The 18,233-nt window shown below is 62.1% G+C and carries 17 protein-coding genes; 2 read left to right on the top strand and 15 right to left on the bottom strand.

The genetic code is table 11. From position 1 onward, the window contains the following. Positions 1–869 precede the first annotated feature (869 nt). Positions 870–1,349, top strand: coding sequence for a hypothetical protein (locus tag AB4136_RS24280; RefSeq protein ID WP_137901210.1), 480 nt, complete (start codon positions 870–872; stop codon positions 1,347–1,349). Between the two features lie 169 nt (positions 1,350–1,518). On the opposite strand, the gene AB4136_RS24275 is transcribed toward AB4136_RS24280, so the two are convergent. The 14 genes from AB4136_RS24275 to AB4136_RS24210 form a co-directional block, all read right to left on the bottom strand. Continuing rightward, complete coding sequence (locus AB4136_RS24275; protein WP_137901209.1) at positions 1,519–2,571, bottom strand: hypothetical protein; 1,053 nt, start codon at positions 2,569–2,571, stop codon at positions 1,519–1,521. A gap of 610 nt (positions 2,572–3,181) precedes the next feature. Beyond that, positions 3,182–4,075 carry an aldose 1-epimerase gene (locus AB4136_RS24270; protein WP_024922138.1) on the bottom strand — a complete coding sequence of 298 codons (894 nt, stop codon included), beginning with the start codon at positions 4,073–4,075 and terminating at the stop codon, positions 3,182–3,184. Then, positions 4,075–4,830: an SDR family oxidoreductase gene (locus tag AB4136_RS24265; RefSeq protein ID WP_137901208.1), complete on the bottom strand. Its 756-nt coding sequence runs from the start codon at positions 4,828–4,830 to the stop codon at positions 4,075–4,077. Before AB4136_RS24265 ends, AB4136_RS24270 begins: the two co-directional genes overlap by 1 nt. Before the next feature lie 7 nt (positions 4,831–4,837). Beyond that, positions 4,838–5,569 carry a sugar ABC transporter ATP-binding protein gene (locus AB4136_RS24260; RefSeq protein WP_137901207.1) on the bottom strand — a complete coding sequence of 244 codons (732 nt, stop codon included), beginning with the start codon at positions 5,567–5,569 and terminating at the stop codon, positions 4,838–4,840. Next, on the bottom strand, positions 5,566–6,549 hold the full coding sequence (locus AB4136_RS24255) for an ABC transporter permease (protein ID WP_024922135.1): 984 nt from the start codon (positions 6,547–6,549) through the stop codon (positions 5,566–5,568). The genes AB4136_RS24260 and AB4136_RS24255 overlap by 4 nt, the downstream gene beginning before the upstream one ends. Positions 6,550–6,613: 64 nt before the next feature. Continuing rightward, positions 6,614–7,588: a sugar ABC transporter substrate-binding protein gene (locus AB4136_RS24250; RefSeq protein ID WP_024922134.1), complete on the bottom strand. Its 975-nt coding sequence runs from the start codon at positions 7,586–7,588 to the stop codon at positions 6,614–6,616. Between the two features lie 53 nt (positions 7,589–7,641). Next, positions 7,642–8,331: a GntR family transcriptional regulator gene (locus AB4136_RS24245; protein WP_024922133.1), complete on the bottom strand. Its 690-nt coding sequence runs from the start codon at positions 8,329–8,331 to the stop codon at positions 7,642–7,644. A 74-nt stretch (positions 8,332–8,405) separates the two neighbouring features. Beyond that, a complete protein-coding gene (locus AB4136_RS24240) occupies positions 8,406–9,605 on the bottom strand; it encodes a mandelate racemase/muconate lactonizing enzyme family protein (RefSeq protein WP_036255042.1) in 1,200 nt (399 codons plus the stop codon). 3 nt (positions 9,606–9,608) lie between these two features. Next, entirely contained in the window at positions 9,609–10,343 is a 735-nt protein-coding gene (locus AB4136_RS24235) for a FadR/GntR family transcriptional regulator (protein WP_373426362.1), read from the bottom strand. A gap of 314 nt (positions 10,344–10,657) precedes the next feature. After that, complete coding sequence (locus AB4136_RS24230) at positions 10,658–11,812, bottom strand: fumarylacetoacetate hydrolase family protein (protein WP_024922131.1); 1,155 nt, start codon at positions 11,810–11,812, stop codon at positions 10,658–10,660. A gap of 74 nt (positions 11,813–11,886) precedes the next feature. After that, positions 11,887–13,134 (bottom strand): enolase C-terminal domain-like protein, encoded by a 1,248-nt coding sequence (locus AB4136_RS24225; RefSeq protein ID WP_024922130.1) that lies wholly within the window; start codon positions 13,132–13,134, stop codon positions 11,887–11,889. An 80-nt stretch (positions 13,135–13,214) separates the two neighbouring features. Beyond that, on the bottom strand, positions 13,215–14,000 hold the full coding sequence (locus AB4136_RS24220) for an SDR family NAD(P)-dependent oxidoreductase (RefSeq protein WP_024922129.1): 786 nt from the start codon (positions 13,998–14,000) through the stop codon (positions 13,215–13,217). Next, complete coding sequence (locus tag AB4136_RS24215; RefSeq protein ID WP_024922128.1) at positions 13,997–14,917, bottom strand: SMP-30/gluconolactonase/LRE family protein; 921 nt, start codon at positions 14,915–14,917, stop codon at positions 13,997–13,999. The genes AB4136_RS24220 and AB4136_RS24215 overlap by 4 nt, the downstream gene beginning before the upstream one ends. Next, positions 14,914–15,069: a hypothetical protein gene (locus tag AB4136_RS24210; protein WP_161773102.1), complete on the bottom strand. Its 156-nt coding sequence runs from the start codon at positions 15,067–15,069 to the stop codon at positions 14,914–14,916. Before AB4136_RS24210 ends, AB4136_RS24215 begins: the two co-directional genes overlap by 4 nt. Before the next feature lie 149 nt (positions 15,070–15,218). Between AB4136_RS24210 and AB4136_RS24205 the strand changes: the two genes are divergently transcribed. Continuing rightward, positions 15,219–15,902 (top strand): GntR family transcriptional regulator, encoded by a 684-nt coding sequence (locus AB4136_RS24205; RefSeq protein WP_024922127.1) that lies wholly within the window; start codon positions 15,219–15,221, stop codon positions 15,900–15,902. 96 nt (positions 15,903–15,998) lie between these two features. On the opposite strand, the gene AB4136_RS24200 is transcribed toward AB4136_RS24205, so the two are convergent. Continuing rightward, the gene (locus AB4136_RS24200) at positions 15,999–18,068 is read right to left on the bottom strand and encodes an oxidoreductase (protein ID WP_024922126.1); all 2,070 of its coding nucleotides are present in this window, start codon (positions 18,066–18,068) and stop codon (positions 15,999–16,001) included. Positions 18,069–18,233: the final 165 nt, after the last annotated feature.

Here is an 18,233-nt window from a genome sequence, read left to right as displayed (position 1 = left end):
CAGCGGTACACGCCGGACACGCCTGCGCGGAGCTCTCCGGTCGTATCGTCACAACGAAGGTGGACGGCTACTTGCTCTACGTCATAGCCGGGACGGCCGCAGCCACACACTGCCGGGCCTCGCTGGTCGGGGTCCTCGGGGCGGCACAGCCGTTGGACCTTCGTGAGGAGACCCCAGCGGAAGACGGATGACGACGGCCGGAAGGCCGGGGTCTCGGGCAGGACAGGATTGAGAGCAGGCAGCCCCTCCGGGAGAGGAAGGGGGTGAACCGTAGCTCCTCCGTTCCCAAGCTCGCCCCCGCCAAATGGGCGGGAGGCTTCGTCGCACGCGAGCGAAAGCCCCTGTGTTTTCTGGAGCGCGTAAACATTTTTGGCCTGGGGGTTAAACTTGGGCTGTGGTCCGGTCGGGATCGGTCCCGACCGCCGGGTCACTCGCTAGCAGCGAGGGGCTTTACAATTACAGCGTCAGTGTTCATCATTATTGAACGATCCTGAAAAAGCAGCGCGAGGGTTCCAGCCCGTTGACCGCTGCTTTTTTCATGGTCGCTGTCGGCCGCGCACAGGTCAACCGCCTTTCCCCTCCCCGGCCAAAGGGCCGGGCTGCGGGGTTCCCCAGGGAACCCCTCACGCCCCTCGCGGGGGCGTGAGGGGTTTCGCTTCCGGCGCGCCGTGCCGGCGCGCCGGAAGCGCCGGAGGAAGGTCAAGCGGTATCTCTGCCGGTCTTCCCGGATGTGGTAAAAGACCGGAGTCCCCGGCGAGTCGTGAACAGGTGATCAGATGGCAGTGGCCAGCATCGTCGTCGCATCCCTCTCGTTGTGCGCGTCCATCTTGACTGCATGGCTTACGCTCTTCAGGCGTGGCGGCCTCGCTATGACCACTCCCACCGTCCTGTTCTTTGGCTTCGACGAGGTGCCAACAATCACGGCGAAAATCTTCCTCCGGGCTCTGCTTTACAGCACTGGGGTGAGAGGTCAGGTGATCGAAGGCATGCATGCGAAGTTACGGCACGGAAATGACGAACAAGTCTTTGGGTTCTGGGGCTATGGCGAGATCAACAAGCTCGTGCCGGGCAGCGGCCTTCACGTTGGACAGACGGGCCTCGCCGTGAACCACCATTTCGTACGCTCGGTGCACGAACCCGCCTATGAGTTCAGGCCCGGTAACTATACGATCGAAATCTGCGCTCATCTGGTCGGAAAGAAGCAGCCAACGAAGCTTGGCACCTTCGCTCTCTCCCTCAACGACAAACATGCTGCCGTGCTGGCACAGGGAGGCGGCATCCTGTTCGAGCGGAATCCTATTGATCACCAGTATGTCGGGCACGCGCGCGACCATCGCGGCCCGGCCTGAAGGACGCGGCAGGAGTTCGGTCAACTCACTCCGCCTTCGTGGTGCCCCCCATAGCGTGACCGGTGGCCGCATCACCCATGGGGCTTCGACGCTTGCCTACCGGCGAGACAGGTGACGGTGTCAAACCGCGAGATTTGCCCTGCCCGCTCGGGACACCTCACCAGACCTTCTAGTCCCGCGTCGGATGAGGCACCCATACCGCTGGATTCAGGCTCACGACCCGATCAACGACGGACCATGTGGAGCTATCCCAGACGGCTCCTTTTTCTGTGGATGCCTGCATAGCATCTCGCACTCGTTGCGGGTTAATAACGGGTCCGTCGAGCCTTCGCCAGACCTCGTACATCTCGGCCCATAGTTCGAACGGCTTGGCGCGGTGGTCTGGCTTGCCTGCTAATCGTCGAAATAGTCGCCCAGCGAGCCGCAACAGCCAGAAAACAACGGCGAGCAGTACAATACCGACATAGATGCCCAACAGCCGACTTCCGAGCGCGTCATATTCGAAATGGAACGCCGCCCAAATTGCGCCTACAGGGAGCCCAACAGCCCCCCAGAACCATACGTTCCATCTTTCGAAGTTTTCGTTCCAATCGACTTTCGTCATAGCTTCCAAGTTGCCACGCGCCTTAAAGTAACGATGGTGTAGACCGAGGATATCCCGGCGGCCCGGAAGCCACTGCTTCTTAAGTTCTTCTCCAAAGCTGCACAGCTCCCTGCTCACGGTAATATCAACGATGATCCAGTCGAGAAACGGGTGCCTGAGCCAAGGGCGTTCCAGGTACTCTGCAACGATCTGCGCGAAGTCTTCCTTATCGAAACTCGTTTGGAACGGGCTCTCGTATCCCTCACGGTATGCGCGCATCGGATCCTTACGATGCCAGACTACATGTCGAGCCTTTTCGATGCGCTCCCGTTCATGCTCGTCCGGCTGGTCGTCGTCCGACCAGTAATTCGTCGCATACCTTGGAGCGGCTGCGTACCAGATGCCGTGAACGACATCCCAAGCGCGATCGAGACGAGCCCAAAGTTCAGGCTCACCTTCTCTGCACCGTAGCGTCTCGGTGATGCACAGCCGGGCGAGTTCCCCCATCAGCCAACGCGTTTGCGAGCTGCTGGACCCCGCTGGTTTCTCGATTTGATTGTCGATCCACTCCCGCGCAATCGCGGACGCTTGACCGTTGGTCAGCAGATCCGCATCCGGCAAGCCTTCCCCCGCCGCCATTACCGTCCCCAAGGCAGTCCGATAGAATCTGCGCAGAATATATATTTCCTGAGAATACCGCCAGCTGATACAACCATTGTTGACAACCCCGCAGGTTGCCCCCACCTTGCCCGCGCGAATTCGCCTAAGTCATTGATTTCATAGGTTGAGGACGGATGATCTTCTCGAATCCAGGTTCCCCAGCCAAACTGGATGCCTAATGCACAAATTGGCCCTCGCGCTTCTTCCATCCTTGTTGTCGCGATTGTTTCCGCAACACGAATCAACGGTTATCGGAAGACATCTCACACCTCGCAACAGCCCCATTGGCAGTTCGGCGGTGCCAGAACATCAGTCGCTTCTTCTGATCCGCAGACTGTTTTACGAACGGCTGGCTGGGATTGCAGGCCAATTCTAGCAGCCGGATGCCGGTTCTTCAGCTTTTCCACGGCGGTCGGCCTTCCCCCTGCGTGCGGGGCTATTCGGTCCGCCGTTGCACCGACATGCGGTTATTGAACGTAGTAACTATCCGACCGATGTGTTCGTCCAAATACATAGTGGGTAGGCAGCTACCGGTTTGCGACTTATCACAGGGTATCTAGCACCCTAGAAAGCCTCGCTGACCGACAATTCACGCATCCGTCGCGCGTACCGAAAACCTGGCGCTGGCGCGCATTTCGGCTCCGGGCTCCAGCCTTGTCATGCCGTGCGCGATCGGTCCTTCCGGCAGGTTGAACGCATCGACGGGGTGCGAGACCGGTTCGAAACAGAAGAAATCGGCGTCGCCCGACGGAGAAAACAGCACGTATTGATCCAGATGTTCGCTCGCCTCGATGATCACCGACAGGCCGCGATCCGGCCAATCGATACGAGCATTGCGATCCCAGCCGGCGAACCAGTTGTTGACCCAGGACGACGGCAGTTTCCGTAGCGTGTTGAAATCCAGTTCCGGATGATCGGCAACAGCTTCGACCGATCGCGGCAGGTGGTCGGTATGTTCCAACCAGGCTAGGTCGGAACTGGCGGTGAGACAGGTGTTGCGGTCCCGTACGAACCACGGGTGGAATCCCAAGCCATAGGGCAAGGCGATCCCTGCCCTGTTCGTAGCAGTGAGCTCCATCACGAGGGTTGTTCCCTCCAACCGGTAGGTCATCGAGGCATCGTAGCGGAATGGTCCCGGCCCCTTCCCTTCGAGAGTCAGTAGAACGGTCTCGTTCGTCTTTTCGGTGACTGTCCAGACCGAGGAGAATCCGCTGCCATGGATGGGGTATTTTTCCGTCGGCATGTTGCGCTCGACCGGATGAAACGTGCCATCGAAGGCAAAACCGCCGCCCGAGACGCGCCCCGAGAACGGGATCAGCAGGATGTTCGACAGGCCGAACGGCTGTTCGGTTTCAGGGTCGACCGAACGAAACACCGGCGTCCAGCCGCCTTTGTGCATCACATCGAAGGACGTCAGCCCCGCCCCCAGATCCGGCCTGACGGTAATCCTGGCGACCGCATTGGACAGGCCGAGTGGCGCCATCACCAGCCGCCGTCGACATGGATGTTCTGGCCGGTGATCATGTCGGAGGCGGGCGAAACCAGGAACAGGACGAGCTCGGCAACGTGCCTTGGCTCGATCCGCGATTTCAGGCACTGATTTTCGAGGATCCAGTCATTGTACTCCTGCAACCGGTCGGCGAAGACCCGCCGTTCGGCGTCCGAGACCACCGCGCCCGGCGAGACGGCGTTGACGCGCACCCCGTGCGCGCCGAGTTCACGGGCCAGCGTCTTGGTCAGGCCGAGCATGGCGCCCTTGGAAGCGACGTAAGGCACATAGCCATCCCAGCGGCCATTCAGCGTCACCGAACAGAAATTGACGATCTTGCCATAACGCTTTTGCTTCATCTGAGCCGCCACCGCGCGTGTCAGCGCGAATGCCGCGGCTGAATTCACCCGCAACTGGTCTTCGTATTCCTCAAGCGAGAAGGCCTCGAACGGCTTGTTGATGATCAGGGCCGCATTGTTGATGAGGATATCGATGCCGCCCGAGCTTTCCGACAGCGCTTCCCCCCGCGCCTGCGTGCCGGAAAGGTCGTTGAGATCCTGGCCGACAAAGGAAGACGCCACGCCGTGCTTCGCAGCAATCCCGGCGGCGAACGCCTCGCCGCCCTCGGCGTCCGGCCGGTCGAGCAGGAAGAGGTTGGTCCCGGCCTTGGCGAGAATATCGGCCTGGGCACGCCCCAGCGTTCCCAAAGCCCCGGTGAGAAGCACGTTTTTCCCGGCAAGTGTCGTCATGGCGCTCTCACAGAAGCTCGTGGACTTCATCGATGGAGGTTTCGGCGGTCGGCCGATCGAAAACGATCTCGCCGCGCGCCATCGCCACGATCCGGTCGCAAGACTGGAACACGTGCTGCATGTTGTGCGAGATGAAGACGCCGGTCAGCCCCTGCGCCTTCAGCCCGCGCACGAAACCGATGACCTTGTTGGTTTCCTTCACCGACAGGTGATTGGTCGGCTCATCCAGGATCAGCACCTTCGACTTGAAGTGCATGGCGCGTGCGATCGCCACGCCCTGCCGCTGACCGCCCGACAGTTCGCCGACCAGGGCATCCGGCGACCGCAGATGCAGATCGACGTCGGCGATGGCCTGGACGCTTTCCGCGCGCATCCGCTTCTGGTCCATGAGGCCAAAGCCGCCAAGCTTCCATTTCAACGGCTCGCGGCCGATGAACAGGTTGCGGGCGATGGACATGGTCGGAACCATCGAATTGTACTGGTAGATCGTCTCCAGGCCGTGATGCATGGCATCCTTCGGCGAGCGAAGGTGAACCTCCTTGCCCTCGATCAGGATTTCGCCCGCATCCTGGTGGTGGACCCCGGACAGGATCTTGATGAGGGTGGATTTGCCGGCACCGTTGTCGCCGACAAGGCCGACGGTTTCTCCAGGATGGATCGTCAGCGAAACGTTCTTGAGCGCGTGGACGCCGCTGTACCATTTCTGAAGGTTGCGGCATTCGATGATCGGCGTCGTCACTTGCGCACCTCCACCTTGATCTTGCGGGAGATCCTGGCCATCCAGGCGTTGGCGATGACCGCGAACATGGTGAGCAGGCCGATCGCGAACTTGAACCAGTTGGCATCGACGCGCGACAGAACCAGGCCGTTGTCGATGGTGCGAATGAGCAGCGTGCCGATGATGGCGCCGAACACCGTGCCGATGCCGCCGGCAAGCGCTGTGCCGCCGATGACCGCGGCGGCCACGGCCTGCAGCTCCAGCCCTTCGCCGATCGACGGCAGGGGCGAGCCGAGGCGCAACACCTGCAACAGGCCGGCAAAACCGGCAAGCATCGAACACAGCATGAAGCAGATGATCTTCACGCGCTTGACCGGAATGCCCATCGAGGAAGCCGCCTCGTTGAAGCCGCCGGTGGCGCGGATCCAGTTGCCGAAATTCGTCAGCGACAGAAGCGCCGTGGCAAGGGCGGCGATGGCCACGAACCAGATGAAGGACATCCGCAAAATCGAACCCTGCCAGATATAGTCGGTAAACAGCCAGGTCGGCAGGTTGTCGGGCAACAGCGGCGGGAAGCCGCCCGAAATCACGATGGTGAGCGAGCGCGCGATGAACAGCATGCCGAGCGTCGTGATGAAGCTCGGTATGGCGAATTGCAGCGTGATGTAGCCGTTGATGAACCCGATCGCGGCACAGATCATCAACCCCAGCAACAGAGCCACCGGAAAGGGAACTCCGTCGTTCAGCATCACCGCTATGCTCATCGGCATCAGCGCGAAGACCGAACCCACCGAAAGGTCGAATTCGCCGCAGATCATCAGGATCGTCACGCCGATGGCCACCAGCGCCATTTCCGGCAGCAGGCCCATGACGCCCCGGATGTTTTCCATGGACAGCAGGATGCCGTTCGACTTGATCTGGAAAACCGCGATCAGGATGACGAGCAGCGCAAGGCCGGCAAGTTCGGGCTTGTCGAGATAGATTTTCAAAAACCGCTTCATAAGGCTCACACTCATTGCCTGGCGCCCTGCCAAACCGGGCAGGGCGCCTGAGAACATCGGAAGATCAGCGCAGACCCTTCTTGGACATTTCCATGATCGCCGGCACATCCTTCGGCGTGACAATGCCCTGCCCGGTGTCGATGTCGGCCGGGGTCAGGCCGGCGGTCTTGTAGAGATAGGTTTCCATGACCGGCATGAAGCCCTGCATGTAGGGCTGCTGGTCGACCTGGACCTGGACATAGCCGGCCTGCATCTGCTGAAGCACCTCGGGCACCAGATCGAAGCCGCCGAGAAGCACCTTGCCGGGCGCGACGCCGCGATCCTTGAGCACCTTGGCGACACTGGCCTCCCAGTAGCCGGTATCGAAATAGGCCGTCGTGTTGGGATTGGCGTTCAGGTAGGCGCCGATACGGTCGGCGGTGAGGGCAAGATCGGTGGCGGAATCGATGCGCGTGATGTTGATCTCGCGATCCTTGTGCTCGGCCTTGTATTCCTCCAGGAATTTTTTCACGCCGCCTGCCCGCTGCTCGGACCAGGTCTGGCCCGGAGCGTTGACGCCAACCAGCAGGTTGAGCGGGCCTTCCTTCGGGAAATTCTCGGACTGGGCCTTGGCCAGCGCATAGCCGGCGGCAACAAAGCCCTGGCCTATGAAAGCCTTGCGGGCATTGCCCTTGGCGCCCTGGCTGTCGTCGACATTGACCGCCAGCACGAGAATACCGGCATCCGTCGCTTCCTTGATGGCGTTGTCGTAGGCCTTGTCATCGACGATGGCGACAAAGATCGCGTCCGGTTTGGAAGCGATCGCGGCCTGCAGATTGGCCACCGCCTGCTCGACCGAGCCTTCCTGCTGGGTGAGAACCAGCTGGCACGTGGCGCTGACCTTGGCGCAGGCATCGTCAAAACCCTTCTTGACCGACTGCCAGAAGGTGTTAGACGCCGACGAATGGCTGATGAATACGATATTGAGACCTTCGGCGCCGGCCGGCGATGCCATCAGCGACAGGCCGAGTGCGGTGGTGGCCAAGAACTTCTTGAGCATGTTTTCCTCCGTTGACGTGTTGTTATTGTTGGGTGTTCCCGCGCTGCTCCCGTTTAGCTTCGGTCGAACAGTCCGGCTCTGCTGCTGGCGATTTCCGGCAGCGAGTTCAGAATTTCACGCAGATGCAGGCGCATGGCCTTCTCGGCGTCCGCCTGGTCGCCGGTCGCGATCGCCTCGACGATGCGTTCATGCTGGTCGATCAGCCGGCTGACATGCATGTCGTCGACGGACAGGAACCGCACGCGGTCCATCTGCGCCTTGACGCTTTCGATGACATTCCAGGCGTAGCTCTTGCCGGCCGATGCCGCGAGCGTGCGATGGAAGCGCTCGTCGAGGCGCAGGAAGGCAGCCCGGTCATTGTGCGGAACCTGCTTCTGCAGAGCGATCTGCTCGCGCAACTCCTCGATCGCGCTGGCGGCGTTGTTTTCGGCGACCAGACGCACGATGTCAGCCTCTATCGCCTCGCGCACGAAGCGGGCGTCCATCACGGCGGCCACTGAAATCTTGGTCACGAAGGTGCCGCGTTGAGGCAGAACCTGCACGAGGCCTTCCTCGGAAAGCTTGATGAACGCCTCGCGCACCGGCTGACGGCTGACGGAGAGGGTTTTGGCGACTTCGGATTCGGAAAGGCGTTCGCCCGGAAGAAGCTCCGCCTGGATGATCTGCCGGCGCAGCAGACGATAGATCTGCGGGCCGACCGTTTCCGCCGGGGAAATGCCGGCGGGTACGTTGGTGATCTGCATACTGCCCTCCTCCCAGGGTCAGAAATTAATCTAGCATACTACCATACAAGTCAAATTGTTTCTTCGTTTCACCATCAATTGGCCTTGGACGAACGGCGGCAGACGGTGAATTTCCGATCCAGATCCTCGGCAAGCTCGACGCCGTGGCCCGGGCCTGGCGGAACGGTGATCATGCCGTCCGTGACGGTCGGCAATTGCGTGGTGAGGTCGGCGTACCAGGTCTTGTAATAGGCACGCACGCTTTCCTGAACGAGCGCATTCGGCGCATTCAGGGACAGGTGCGTCGACGCTGAAAGCACGACCGGGCCGGTGCAGTCATGCGGCGCGACCGGCAGGTGCCAGGTCTCCGCCATCGTGGCGATCTTCTTGGCCTCCGATATGCCGCCGCACCACGAAAGGTCGAGCATCACCACGCCGGCCGCATCCGTTTCCATCAGGTCGCGAAAAGCCCAGCGTGTCGCCAGCGTCTCGGAGGCGCAGAGCGGCGCGCGGCTGGCGGCCGCATAGCGTTTCAGGCTCGACAGCGAGTCCATCTTGATCGGGTCTTCGTGCCAGAAGGTGGCGTATGGCTCGAGCGCCCGCGCGATCTGGATAGCCGGCGTCAGCTGCCACATCGAGTGGAACTCGACCATGATGTCGATCTTGTCGCCGACCCGCTTGCGGATCTTCTCGAAAGGCTCGAGCGCCTTGCGCAGGTCCCGCCCGGAAATGTACTGGCCGCCGCTCTTTTCGGCCGCGATGTCGAACGGCCAGATCTTCATCGCCGTGATGCCGCTGGCCAACAGGTCTTCGGCCAGTTCGTCGGCTCGCTCGAGGAACCCGTTCAGGTCGTCATAGTCCCTGCCCCGTTCGCCGAGGCCATAATTGGCCGTCTGCTGGCCCTTGGCCTGGCGCATGTAGGTGTTGCCGGCGCAGGTGTTGTAGGTGCGGATCTCTCGGCGCGAGAAACCGCCGAGCAGTTGAGCAATCGGCAGATTGGTCACCTTGCCGAAAAGATCCCAGAGCGCGATGTCGATGGCGGAATTGCCGCGCATTTCCGCGCCCGTCGAACGGAAGCCGAGATAACCGTTGAGGTCCTTGGAAATCTTGTCGATTTCCAACGGGTCGCGCCCGAGCAGCTTGGGTGCCGCAACTTCGTGGATATAGGCCTCGACCGTCTCGGCCATGAAGAAGGTCTCGCCCAGGCCTGCGATGCCTTCATCGGTATGAACACGTACCCACAGGATGTTCGGGAATTCGGTGACCCGGATTGTTTCGAACGCGGTGATCTTCATCGATCAGTACACTCCAGCGGCCAGCAGCGCTTTAACGGTCAGGTCGAAATGCTCGACCATGGCGGCCTCCCCCTTGGCGGGGTCGCCATTGGCGATGGCCTGGGCGATCGCCAGATGCGTGTCGACGCTTTCCTGCCGCGTCTCGTTGCTGGCGCGGCTTGCCCAGCCGATCGGCCAGGTATGGCGCGTCACGACATGGAAGGAACCGACGATCATCGCGAACATGGGATTTTTCGACGCCAGGCCGATGGCCTCGTGGAAGGCGATGTCGTGCTCCATCACCTTCACGGGCTCATGAAAATCGCGCTGCATGGCCTCGGCGAGGTTCAATATCTCGGCCGCCTCCCTGTCCGTGCGCCGCAAGGCGGCAAGCGCCACCGTGCGCCGCTCGACCGTGCGCCGGACATCGAAGATCTGCTGGATGGTCGCCTGATTGGTATGGACGGCGTGGTCGGTGATGATCGCCAGCACGTCTGCCCTTGGCGCCGCGACGCGGGCACGGCGGCCGTTGCCAATGTCGATCAGGGTCAGTGCTGCAAGCGAACGATAGGCCTCGCGAACGATGGTGCGCGAGGTGCCGGTCAGCTCGGAAAAGGCGCCTTCGCTTGGCAGTTCATCGCCCACCTGAAGGCCGTTCTCGCGAATATGGGTCTGCACGGCCGTCATCACGCGATCGAGCAGCCCCTCGCCTTCCGGAACTTGATCCGCCGGAGCCTGCATCGTTGAAACCGTCTCCATGACATACCTATCATACAGGTCTTGTTATACCTATCGATAGATATGCATTTTCCTCTTGTCAACGCCTATCGAGGGCATCGCAGAGCGAACGCGGCCGCTATTCTTTTGGAGGGGCAGATATCAGCGCCAACCGCTTCCGCGGCTTGGCAATCGGCAGGCACACCGGCGCAACGACGCTGGGCTTCTAGCATCAGCCGGCATACGCTATGTCAGGCGAACGAAATCTGCTCAGTTCCCTGCGTTGCCGAAACAAGACAGATCCGGTCGCAGCATCGACTGCGGCCGGTTGATGGCACGCGTACCGGAACCAGGCGTCAGAGTAATTTCCGTGCCGCCAGGTTCCGCATCAGATGCGAAGTGCCGAACACCCAGGGTGGGCAATCCGTCGACAATTTCACGCGGTTGGTCAGCGAGCCAAGCTCGTCGTTCGAAATGGTGACCCTGTCGCCGATCTTGTGCGTGAACCCTTGTCCCGGCGTGTCGCGATCCTCGGTCGGCGCGAACAGCGTGCCCATGAACAACACCAACCCGTCGGGATATTGATGGTGGCGGCCGATCGTCTGCGAGACGAGGTCGAGCGGATCGCGGCTGATTTCCTTCATCGAGCTTCGACCATCGAGCACGAAACCGTCGTCGCCGACGACTTTTAGCCGGAGCTCGGCGTTGCGCACATCGTCAATGGAATAGGTCGCATCGAACAGGCGGATAAACGGCCCGATCGAGCAGGACGCGTTGTTGTCCTTGGCCTTGCCGAGCAGCAGGGCGGACCGCCCCTCGACGTCGCGCAGATTGACATCGTTGCCGAGCGTCGCGCCCACCACCTTGCCGGCGGAACTCACGACCAGCACGATTTCCGGCTCTGGGTTGTTCCACTTCGATATCGGATGCAGGCCGACATCCGCCCCATGGCCAACCGAGGACAGCACCTGCGCCTTCGAGAACACCTCGGCGTCCGGGCCGATGCCGACTTCAAGATATTGCGACCACACGCCCACTTCGATCAGCGCTTCCTTGACCTTGGCAGCTTGCGGCGAGCCCGCCTTCAGGTTGCGCAGGCTGTCGCCGACGATGGCGACGACTTTTTCTCTCATCTTGACGGCAAGGTCCGGGTTACCGGCGGCGCGCTCCTCGATGACGCGTTCGATCATCGATCGCGCAAAGGTCACACCGCACGCCTTGACCGCCTGAAGATCGTTGGGGGCCAACAGGTGCATGGCCTGCGGATCCTGACCCTCGGCGGTCTGCGAAAGCAGCGCCTCCAGCGTTGCCAGCACCGGGCCGTCGGCGCGTACCGCATAGTCGGCCGCATCCTCGCGTTCGAGCAGATCGCGCATCGTCGGCGTGGTTTTCGAAGTGATGTCGATCAGCTTGCCGTCACGCACCACGACAAGGCATGGACCGGCCTTGGCGGGGTCCCAGACGCGTCCCAGAAAGATGCCGGTCTTGAATGTGTCATGTCCAGCTGTCACGTCCGGCACTCCGGTTTTGCATTTGCGGTCGAATTTCCGCGTATGTGCAAATGCGTATACGCGCGGGGATGAGTCTAGTAGTCGACAACACGATTATCGTTTGGATCAGCCCATCGGGTGTTCGGCACCGTGGCGAACCAGCCGGGACGCGCCGGGTCGCGGTCATAGGGATAGCCGCCGAGGCTCTTGTACAGGTCCGCGTATTTTCCGAGCTTGTCGCGATCGATCTCGACGCCGAGGCCAGGTGCCGACGGCACCTTGATGGCACCGTTCTCGTAGCGCATCGGCCCGCCGACGATAATGTCGTCCACGAGCTGGTGGTAGTGCGCGTCCGCATGGAAGACGAGGTTCGGCACGACCGCGCCGAGATGCAGCATGGTGGCAAGCTGGATGCCGAGTTCGCCGGACGAATGCACGGCGATGCCGAGCTGGAAGGTCTCGCAGACGCCCGCCGCTTTCACGCAAGGCCTGATGCCGCCCCAGAAGGTCGTGTCGAGCAGGATGACGTCGACCGCGGGGTTGAGCACATTGGCGGCAAGCTGCTCGAAATTGATGACGACCGTGTTGGTGGCCAGTGGCATCGTCGTGTTTTCGCGCACCCTGCGCATGCCGTTCAGGCCCCAGGTCGGGTCCTCGTAATAGTCGTTGTTGAGATCCTCGATGCCCTTGGCGAAGCGGATCGCCTCCTCCACGGTGAAGGCGGCGTTGGGATCATAGCGCACGCTGTCGGAGCCAAGCGCCTTCGCCCAGGCGCGGTAAACCTCGAGCTCGTAGTCCGGCGGGAAGACGCCACTCTTCAGCTTATGCGAAGTGAAGCCGCACTTCTTCTTCAGCGCCAGCGTCTGCTCGATGAGCTGGTCGGCGGTGCGCGTCTCGCCCTCGCCGGTATCCTTGTTGGGCAGGCGGAAGAACATGTAGCTGGCGAAGGGCACCATCTCCCGCATCTTGCCGCCGAGCAGGTCGTAGACCGGCACGCCGAGGAACTTGCCCATGATGTCGAGGCAGGCGAATTCGATCGCCGCATGCATCTGGGTGCGGTTGTTGTAGAGGCTGGCGGTCGGGTTGCAGATCATGAAGCGCAGATTTTCCAGCTCGAACGGATCGTGCCCGACGAGATAGGGTTTCAGCGCCCGGAAAGCTGCCTCCGCGCTCTCCCCACCGCCGCCCATCTCGCCGAGGCCGACAATGCCCACATCGGTCTCAACCTCGACGATGGTGCGCACGAAACGCCCCCAATGCGCCCCGTTGGAATGGCGCAGCGGCGCCTCCAGCGGAACGGTGACGGTGGTCGCGCGGATATCGGTGATTTTCGGTCGCTTCATGGAAGGCTCCAAGGCAAGGCTATCATCGGGAAGACATCGAGAAACGGTTTCATAGCGGATTTTCCGATCACTCGGACCAATCACTCGGGAATCACGATACCGAGCTTGGCGAGCACGCCGCCGTCGATCTTGATGTCGGCGCCGGTGATGAAGCGGGCCTTGTCGCTGGCAAGGAAGGCGACCAGATCGGCGACCTCGGCCGGCTTGCCGACGCGACCCAGCGGATGGCCCCTGCCCCAGGCATCCAGCGTTGCCTCGGCGGTGTTGTCGCCTTTCCAGATATCCGCCGCCCAGTGCAGCATGGGCGTGTCGATCGAGGCCGGGCAGACGGAATTCACGGTAATGTTGTCCGGCGCATGGTCGAGCGCCATGGCGCGCACCAGCGCGTTGATGGCGCCCTTGCTCGCCGTATAGGCGGCCACGCCCGCCTGCGAGGCATAGGCCTGCACGGAGGAGATGGCGACAATCGCGCCGCCGCCACGCTTCTTCATTTCTGGAATGGCGAATTTCGCGGCGAGAAAGATGCCCTTGAGGTTGATGTCGAGCACGTCGTCCCAGACCTCTTCCGGCGTATCGACCACCGTGCCATAGCGCTGGATGCCAGCGCAGCAGGCCAGCACATCGACGCCGCCATGGTGCGAAACCGCCATTGCCACCGCCGCCGCCATGTCGTCCTTCGAGCGCACGTCGCCGACGAAGCCCGCCGCATGATCGCCAATCGACTTGACCGCATCATCGACCGACGCCTTGTCGTTCGCGACGACCAGCACCTTGCCGCCGCCAGCCGCGAAGCGACGAGCACAGGCAAGGCCCATGCCGAGGCTGCCGCCGGTCACGACGATGCTCTTGCCGGCAAATTCGTTCATTGTGTTTTTTTCCAATCAGGCGCCCCGAACTTCGACTCGGCGACGCCGCGGCCGACGCCCTCGACGGCGAAGAGCCCGCCCTCCAATGGATGCGCGTCGAGATGGGCGGCCGACATGGTGAAACGCGCCGAAGTGACATAAAGCGTCGAAAGATCGGGCCCGCCAAAGGTGCAACTCGTCGGCCAGCTCGCCGGCAATTCGACGAGACCGACAAGATCGCCTTCAACATCGAAGCCCGCTACAGCGGCCCCGCCGGCGACGCGGCAGTTCCACAGCCGGTCCTCGGCGTCGAGGCAGGAACCGTCCGGAAAACCGCGCGCGAAACCGGCGACGATGGTGCGCCGGTTGGCCAGCGTTCCCGTGGCGACAGCACAATCGAAGAGATAAATCTCGTTCGCCAGCGTGTCGGCGAAGAAGAAGCGGCCGTCCCGCGTCCACCCCATCGTGTTGGTGATGCCGTATTCGTTCGGCGTCAGTTGCGAGACGCCGCTGTTCGGGTCGATGCGGTAGATGGCGCCGGCATTGCGGTCCATCTCCTTGGGCGAACCGTCCGGATGGAGATTGCTCTGCATGGTCGACACCCAGAAGGTGCCGTCCGGCGCGACACGCCCCTCATTGAGCCGGTTGTCGGGCAAGTCAGGTTCCGGCACCGCGAATTCCTCGAAGGCGCCGCCCGGCCGCCACAGGCAGACGCTGCGGCGCAGGCCGACGATGAAACCGCCATTCGCCCGCATGCCGATGGAAGTCACGAAATCGGGCGTTGGCCAGACATCATGGCGGCCGTTCGCCGGTTCGAGCCGGTGGATGCGCCGGCCGACAATGTCGACCCAGTAGAGCGCCTTTTCCTCACCAGACCAGATGATGCTCTCGCCGACGACATCCTTGGCATCGAACAGTAAGGAAACCGCCACGCTCATGGAGATACCGAAGCTTCGATCGAGAACATGCTTTCGTCGGCCTTGCCGGATGCCTTCTCCTGGCCCGCCAGGAAGCCGACCGGCAGATCATCGATGCCGGTCGCACCCGAAACGAAAACCGTGACGGGATGTGGGCCGTCGCGATGCGCCATTGTGTCCTCCCAGACCATTTGCATTCTTGTATGCAAGATATAACGAGCGGTCAAGCATCGCTCCATGAGCGTATGGAAAATGTATATTTTTCAGGCTATCGTGTGCCGATTGAAGGATTGCATGCAAGAAAACAAAGAGCTTATGCTTCATGGCGCGTGACACGAAAATCTCGGCGGCGGAGCATTGTTATCGCAGCCTTTCGCAGAAGATCATCAGGCTCGAACTGAAGCCGAACGAGCCGGTGGGCGAGCATGCGCTGGCCGATCTGCTCGGCGTCAGCCGCACACCGGTGCGCGAGGCCCTGTCGCGGCTGAGCGCGGAAGGTCTGGTCGATCTGCGATCCCGCGCGGGCGTCGTGGTCGCACCGATCCGCATGGATGCGGTCCGGACGGCGCAGTTCGTTCGCGAACATCTGGAGCTGGCGATCGTCGCCGAAGCAGCCAGGCAGTCGAACCGCCGCATCCTGCTTGGCATCCGCCAGACCATCGAGGAACAGGAATTGGCTGTCGCGGAAGACAATCCCGACCTGTTCTTCGAATGCGACGAGCGCATGCACGCGCTTTATTGCAACCTGGCCGGCCGCGACGGCGTCTGGGGGTTCATTTCCGACGCGAAGAAGCACATGGACCGCGTTCGCCGCCTGTCGCTCCAGGCGGGGCAGCTCGACCAGTTGGTGGACGATCACCAAAAAGTCCTGGAGGCCGTGACGGCAGGCGACCCGACCGCCGCCCAGGAGATCATGCAGATCCACCTGCGGCGCGTCATGCTCGACCTCGGCGAGCTCGCGCAGCGGTTTTCCTCCTATTTCGAGGCGGACAACGCCGCATCCTAGCCGAAGGAACCCGAGGCGATCGACCCCGGCGAGCACCAGGCCGTGCCGTTCGACGGGACGCTAGCCCGTCGAACACAACGGCTATCGGCCTGGCGACTATTCTGCGGCAAGCGCCGTCACTTCGCGGCGGAACGGCAAGGCGTCGCCGATATCCGGCTCGTCCAGTTCGCGGGCGAAACGGTGGCCGGCATAGGTCGCCCAGGCAATCGGTCCGGGCGCTTCGGCATCGCCGATCACCTTGATCGAGCGAATGCCGTTGTCGGCCCACTCCGCCCGACGGTCCTTGAGCTCGCTCCAGAGCCCGTCGTTTTGCAGCCGCGAGGTTACCAGCACCACCGCGTCGGCCGCGATGTCGCGCTCCGCGCCGGTATAGGCGCAGGCCGTGGCGACACCGCCGGCCTTGATGCGCGTGACGGCGCGGTTCAGCACGATCTCAACGCCGAGTTCGGCCAGCCGGCGATGGATGGCGCCCTGCTCCAGCGTGTTGCGGGTCCAGTCCGACACATAGGCTGAAGCAGTCACCAGCGTGACCTTCGCGCCTTGCCGTGCCATGAGTTCGGCCAGCACGCCGCCCATGTAATAATGGTCGTCATCGAACAGCACGACATTGCCGGTGGGCACCTTACCATCCATCAGATCATCCGGCGTGTAGACGGGCATGGCCGGGTCCATCGGCATCGGCACGACATGGGCGCGGGCGACGCCGTCGCGCCGCCATGTCGAACCGGTGGCGATGGCGATGTTCTGGAAGCCAAAGCCAAGGATGTCGTCGGCGGAGAGCCGGCTGTCGAAATAGACCTCGACATTCTGCATCTGTCCGATCTGATACTGGCGATAATCGCGCACCCGTCCCCATGCCGAAAGACCCGGCAGGCGGCATTCGCGTGCGACACGCCCGCCGAGTTCGGTTCCGGCTTCGGCCAGCGCCACCTGATAGCCGCGCATACCAAGCGCACGCGCCGCTTCCAGGCCGGCGGGGCCGGCACCGACGATGAGCACGCTTTCGCTCGCCCCCTTGGCCTGCATGCGTTCCGGATGCCAGCCCTTGCGCCATTCCTCCATGAAGGTCGGGTTCTGCGTGCAGCGCGAGATCGACATGGTCATGTCGCCGGTGATGCAGATGTTGCAGCCGATGCATTCGCGAATGTCCTCGATGCGGCCTTCCTCCACCTTCTTCGGCAGGTAGGGATCGGCAATCGACGGCCGCGCGCAGCCGATGAAGTCGAGCGTGCCCGACTTGATCATCTTCACCATCACGTCCGGAGAGGTGAAGCGCCCGACGCCCACGACCGGTTTCGACGTCAGCTTCCTGATGCCGGCGACAAGGCTTTCCTGTGCTGCCTCTTCCTTGAAGCGCGACGGGCCGGAACAATCCTCCCAGGCACCATGGGCGAGATCCCACAGGTCCGGCAGATCGGCGTGCATCTCGATCATGTCGCGCACTTCGGAATTGGCGAAGCCCAGTTCGCCGATCATCTCGTCCAGCGAGATGCGCAGCGTCAGCCCGCAGGTGTCGCCGATGGCGTCGCGACCCTCCTCGATCAGTTCACGCATCAGGCGTGAACGGTTCTCCAGCGAGCCGCCATATTCGTCGGTGCGCTGGTTGGTAGCAGTGGACAAAAAGTGCTGGATGATGCCGAAGCCATGCGCGCCATAAAGGCAAACCAGGTCGAAGCCGGCCTGCTTGGCGCGCTTGAAGGCGTTGCGGTGCCAGCGGCGCAGGTCTCTGATATCCTGCTTGTCCATGGCGCGCGCCTGCACCGGGTCGTTGGTGAAGGTGCGGATCGGCAAGGCCGTCGGCCCGCGCGGCACTTCACGGGTATAGAGGTTCGGTCCGTTGATGCCGGAGTAAGCGAGCTGGATGCCAGCCAGCGCGCCATGCGAGCGCATCGCCGCCGCCATCTTGGCGAGTGCCGGAATATCCTGGTCTTCCCACAGCCGCAGTTCGATGAACGGCGTGATTTCCGAGGTGTGGTGCATCTCGGTCTGCTCGGTGAAGATGACACCCCAGCCGCCTTCCGACTTGGTGCGCCGCATCTCGGCCGCTGCAGAAGGGTCGCGATAGCCGCCGCCGTTGCAATGCGGCACCTGATAGAACCGGTTCTTCGCCGTCACCGGCCCGATCTTCATCGGCTCGAACAGAATGTCGTAGCGGGGATCGCGCATGAAACTTCCTCTCCTCGCCGGCCCTGCCGCCGACGCGACTGCCAATCGGATCGTCACGCAACCCAGGCAGCACGGCCCTAGTCATAAGGGTCGCCAAGCACCGGAAAACTATAGTTTTCTTCTGCACCGCTTAGGAGTGGCCTAATCGCCGTGTCGTCGCCGGTT

The organism is Mesorhizobium sp. 2RAF21 (assembly GCF_052115345.1).
Lineage (GTDB): Bacteria > Pseudomonadota > Alphaproteobacteria > Rhizobiales > Rhizobiaceae > Mesorhizobium > Mesorhizobium terrae.
The sequence above is the reverse complement of the archived record's forward strand: the minus strand, read 5'-3'. Positions and strand labels throughout refer to the sequence as shown.

Coding starts and splice junctions, on each gene's coding strand:
- AB4136_RS24250 (WP_024922134.1), bottom strand. CDS start 7,588: ATGCTCAAGAAGTTCTTGGCCACCACCGCACTCGGCCTGTCGCTGATG.
- AB4136_RS24220 (WP_024922129.1), bottom strand. CDS start 14,000: ATGAACGAATTTGCCGGCAAGAGCATCGTCGTGACCGGCGGCAGCCTC.
- AB4136_RS24270 (WP_024922138.1), bottom strand. CDS start 4,075: ATGGCGCCACTCGGCCTGTCCAATGCGGTCGCCAGGATTACCGTCAGG.
- AB4136_RS24275 (WP_137901209.1), bottom strand. CDS start 2,571: ATGGCGGCGGGGGAAGGCTTGCCGGATGCGGATCTGCTGACCAACGGT.
- AB4136_RS24235 (WP_373426362.1), bottom strand. CDS start 10,343: ATGGAGACGGTTTCAACGATGCAGGCTCCGGCGGATCAAGTTCCGGAA.
- AB4136_RS24215 (WP_024922128.1), bottom strand. CDS start 14,917: ATGAGCGTGGCGGTTTCCTTACTGTTCGATGCCAAGGATGTCGTCGGC.
- AB4136_RS24245 (WP_024922133.1), bottom strand. CDS start 8,331: ATGCAGATCACCAACGTACCCGCCGGCATTTCCCCGGCGGAAACGGTC.
- AB4136_RS24200 (WP_024922126.1), bottom strand. CDS start 18,068: ATGCGCGATCCCCGCTACGACATTCTGTTCGAGCCGATGAAGATCGGG.
- AB4136_RS24240 (WP_036255042.1), bottom strand. CDS start 9,605: ATGAAGATCACCGCGTTCGAAACAATCCGGGTCACCGAATTCCCGAAC.
- AB4136_RS24225 (WP_024922130.1), bottom strand. CDS start 13,134: ATGAAGCGACCGAAAATCACCGATATCCGCGCGACCACCGTCACCGTT.
- AB4136_RS24255 (WP_024922135.1), bottom strand. CDS start 6,549: ATGAAGCGGTTTTTGAAAATCTATCTCGACAAGCCCGAACTTGCCGGC.
- AB4136_RS24210 (WP_161773102.1), bottom strand. CDS start 15,069: ATGGCGCATCGCGACGGCCCACATCCCGTCACGGTTTTCGTTTCGGGT.
- AB4136_RS24280 (WP_137901210.1), top strand. CDS start 870: ATGACCACTCCCACCGTCCTGTTCTTTGGCTTCGACGAGGTGCCAACA.
- AB4136_RS24205 (WP_024922127.1), top strand. CDS start 15,219: ATGGCGCGTGACACGAAAATCTCGGCGGCGGAGCATTGTTATCGCAGC.
- AB4136_RS24265 (WP_137901208.1), bottom strand. CDS start 4,830: ATGACGACACTTGCCGGGAAAAACGTGCTTCTCACCGGGGCTTTGGGA.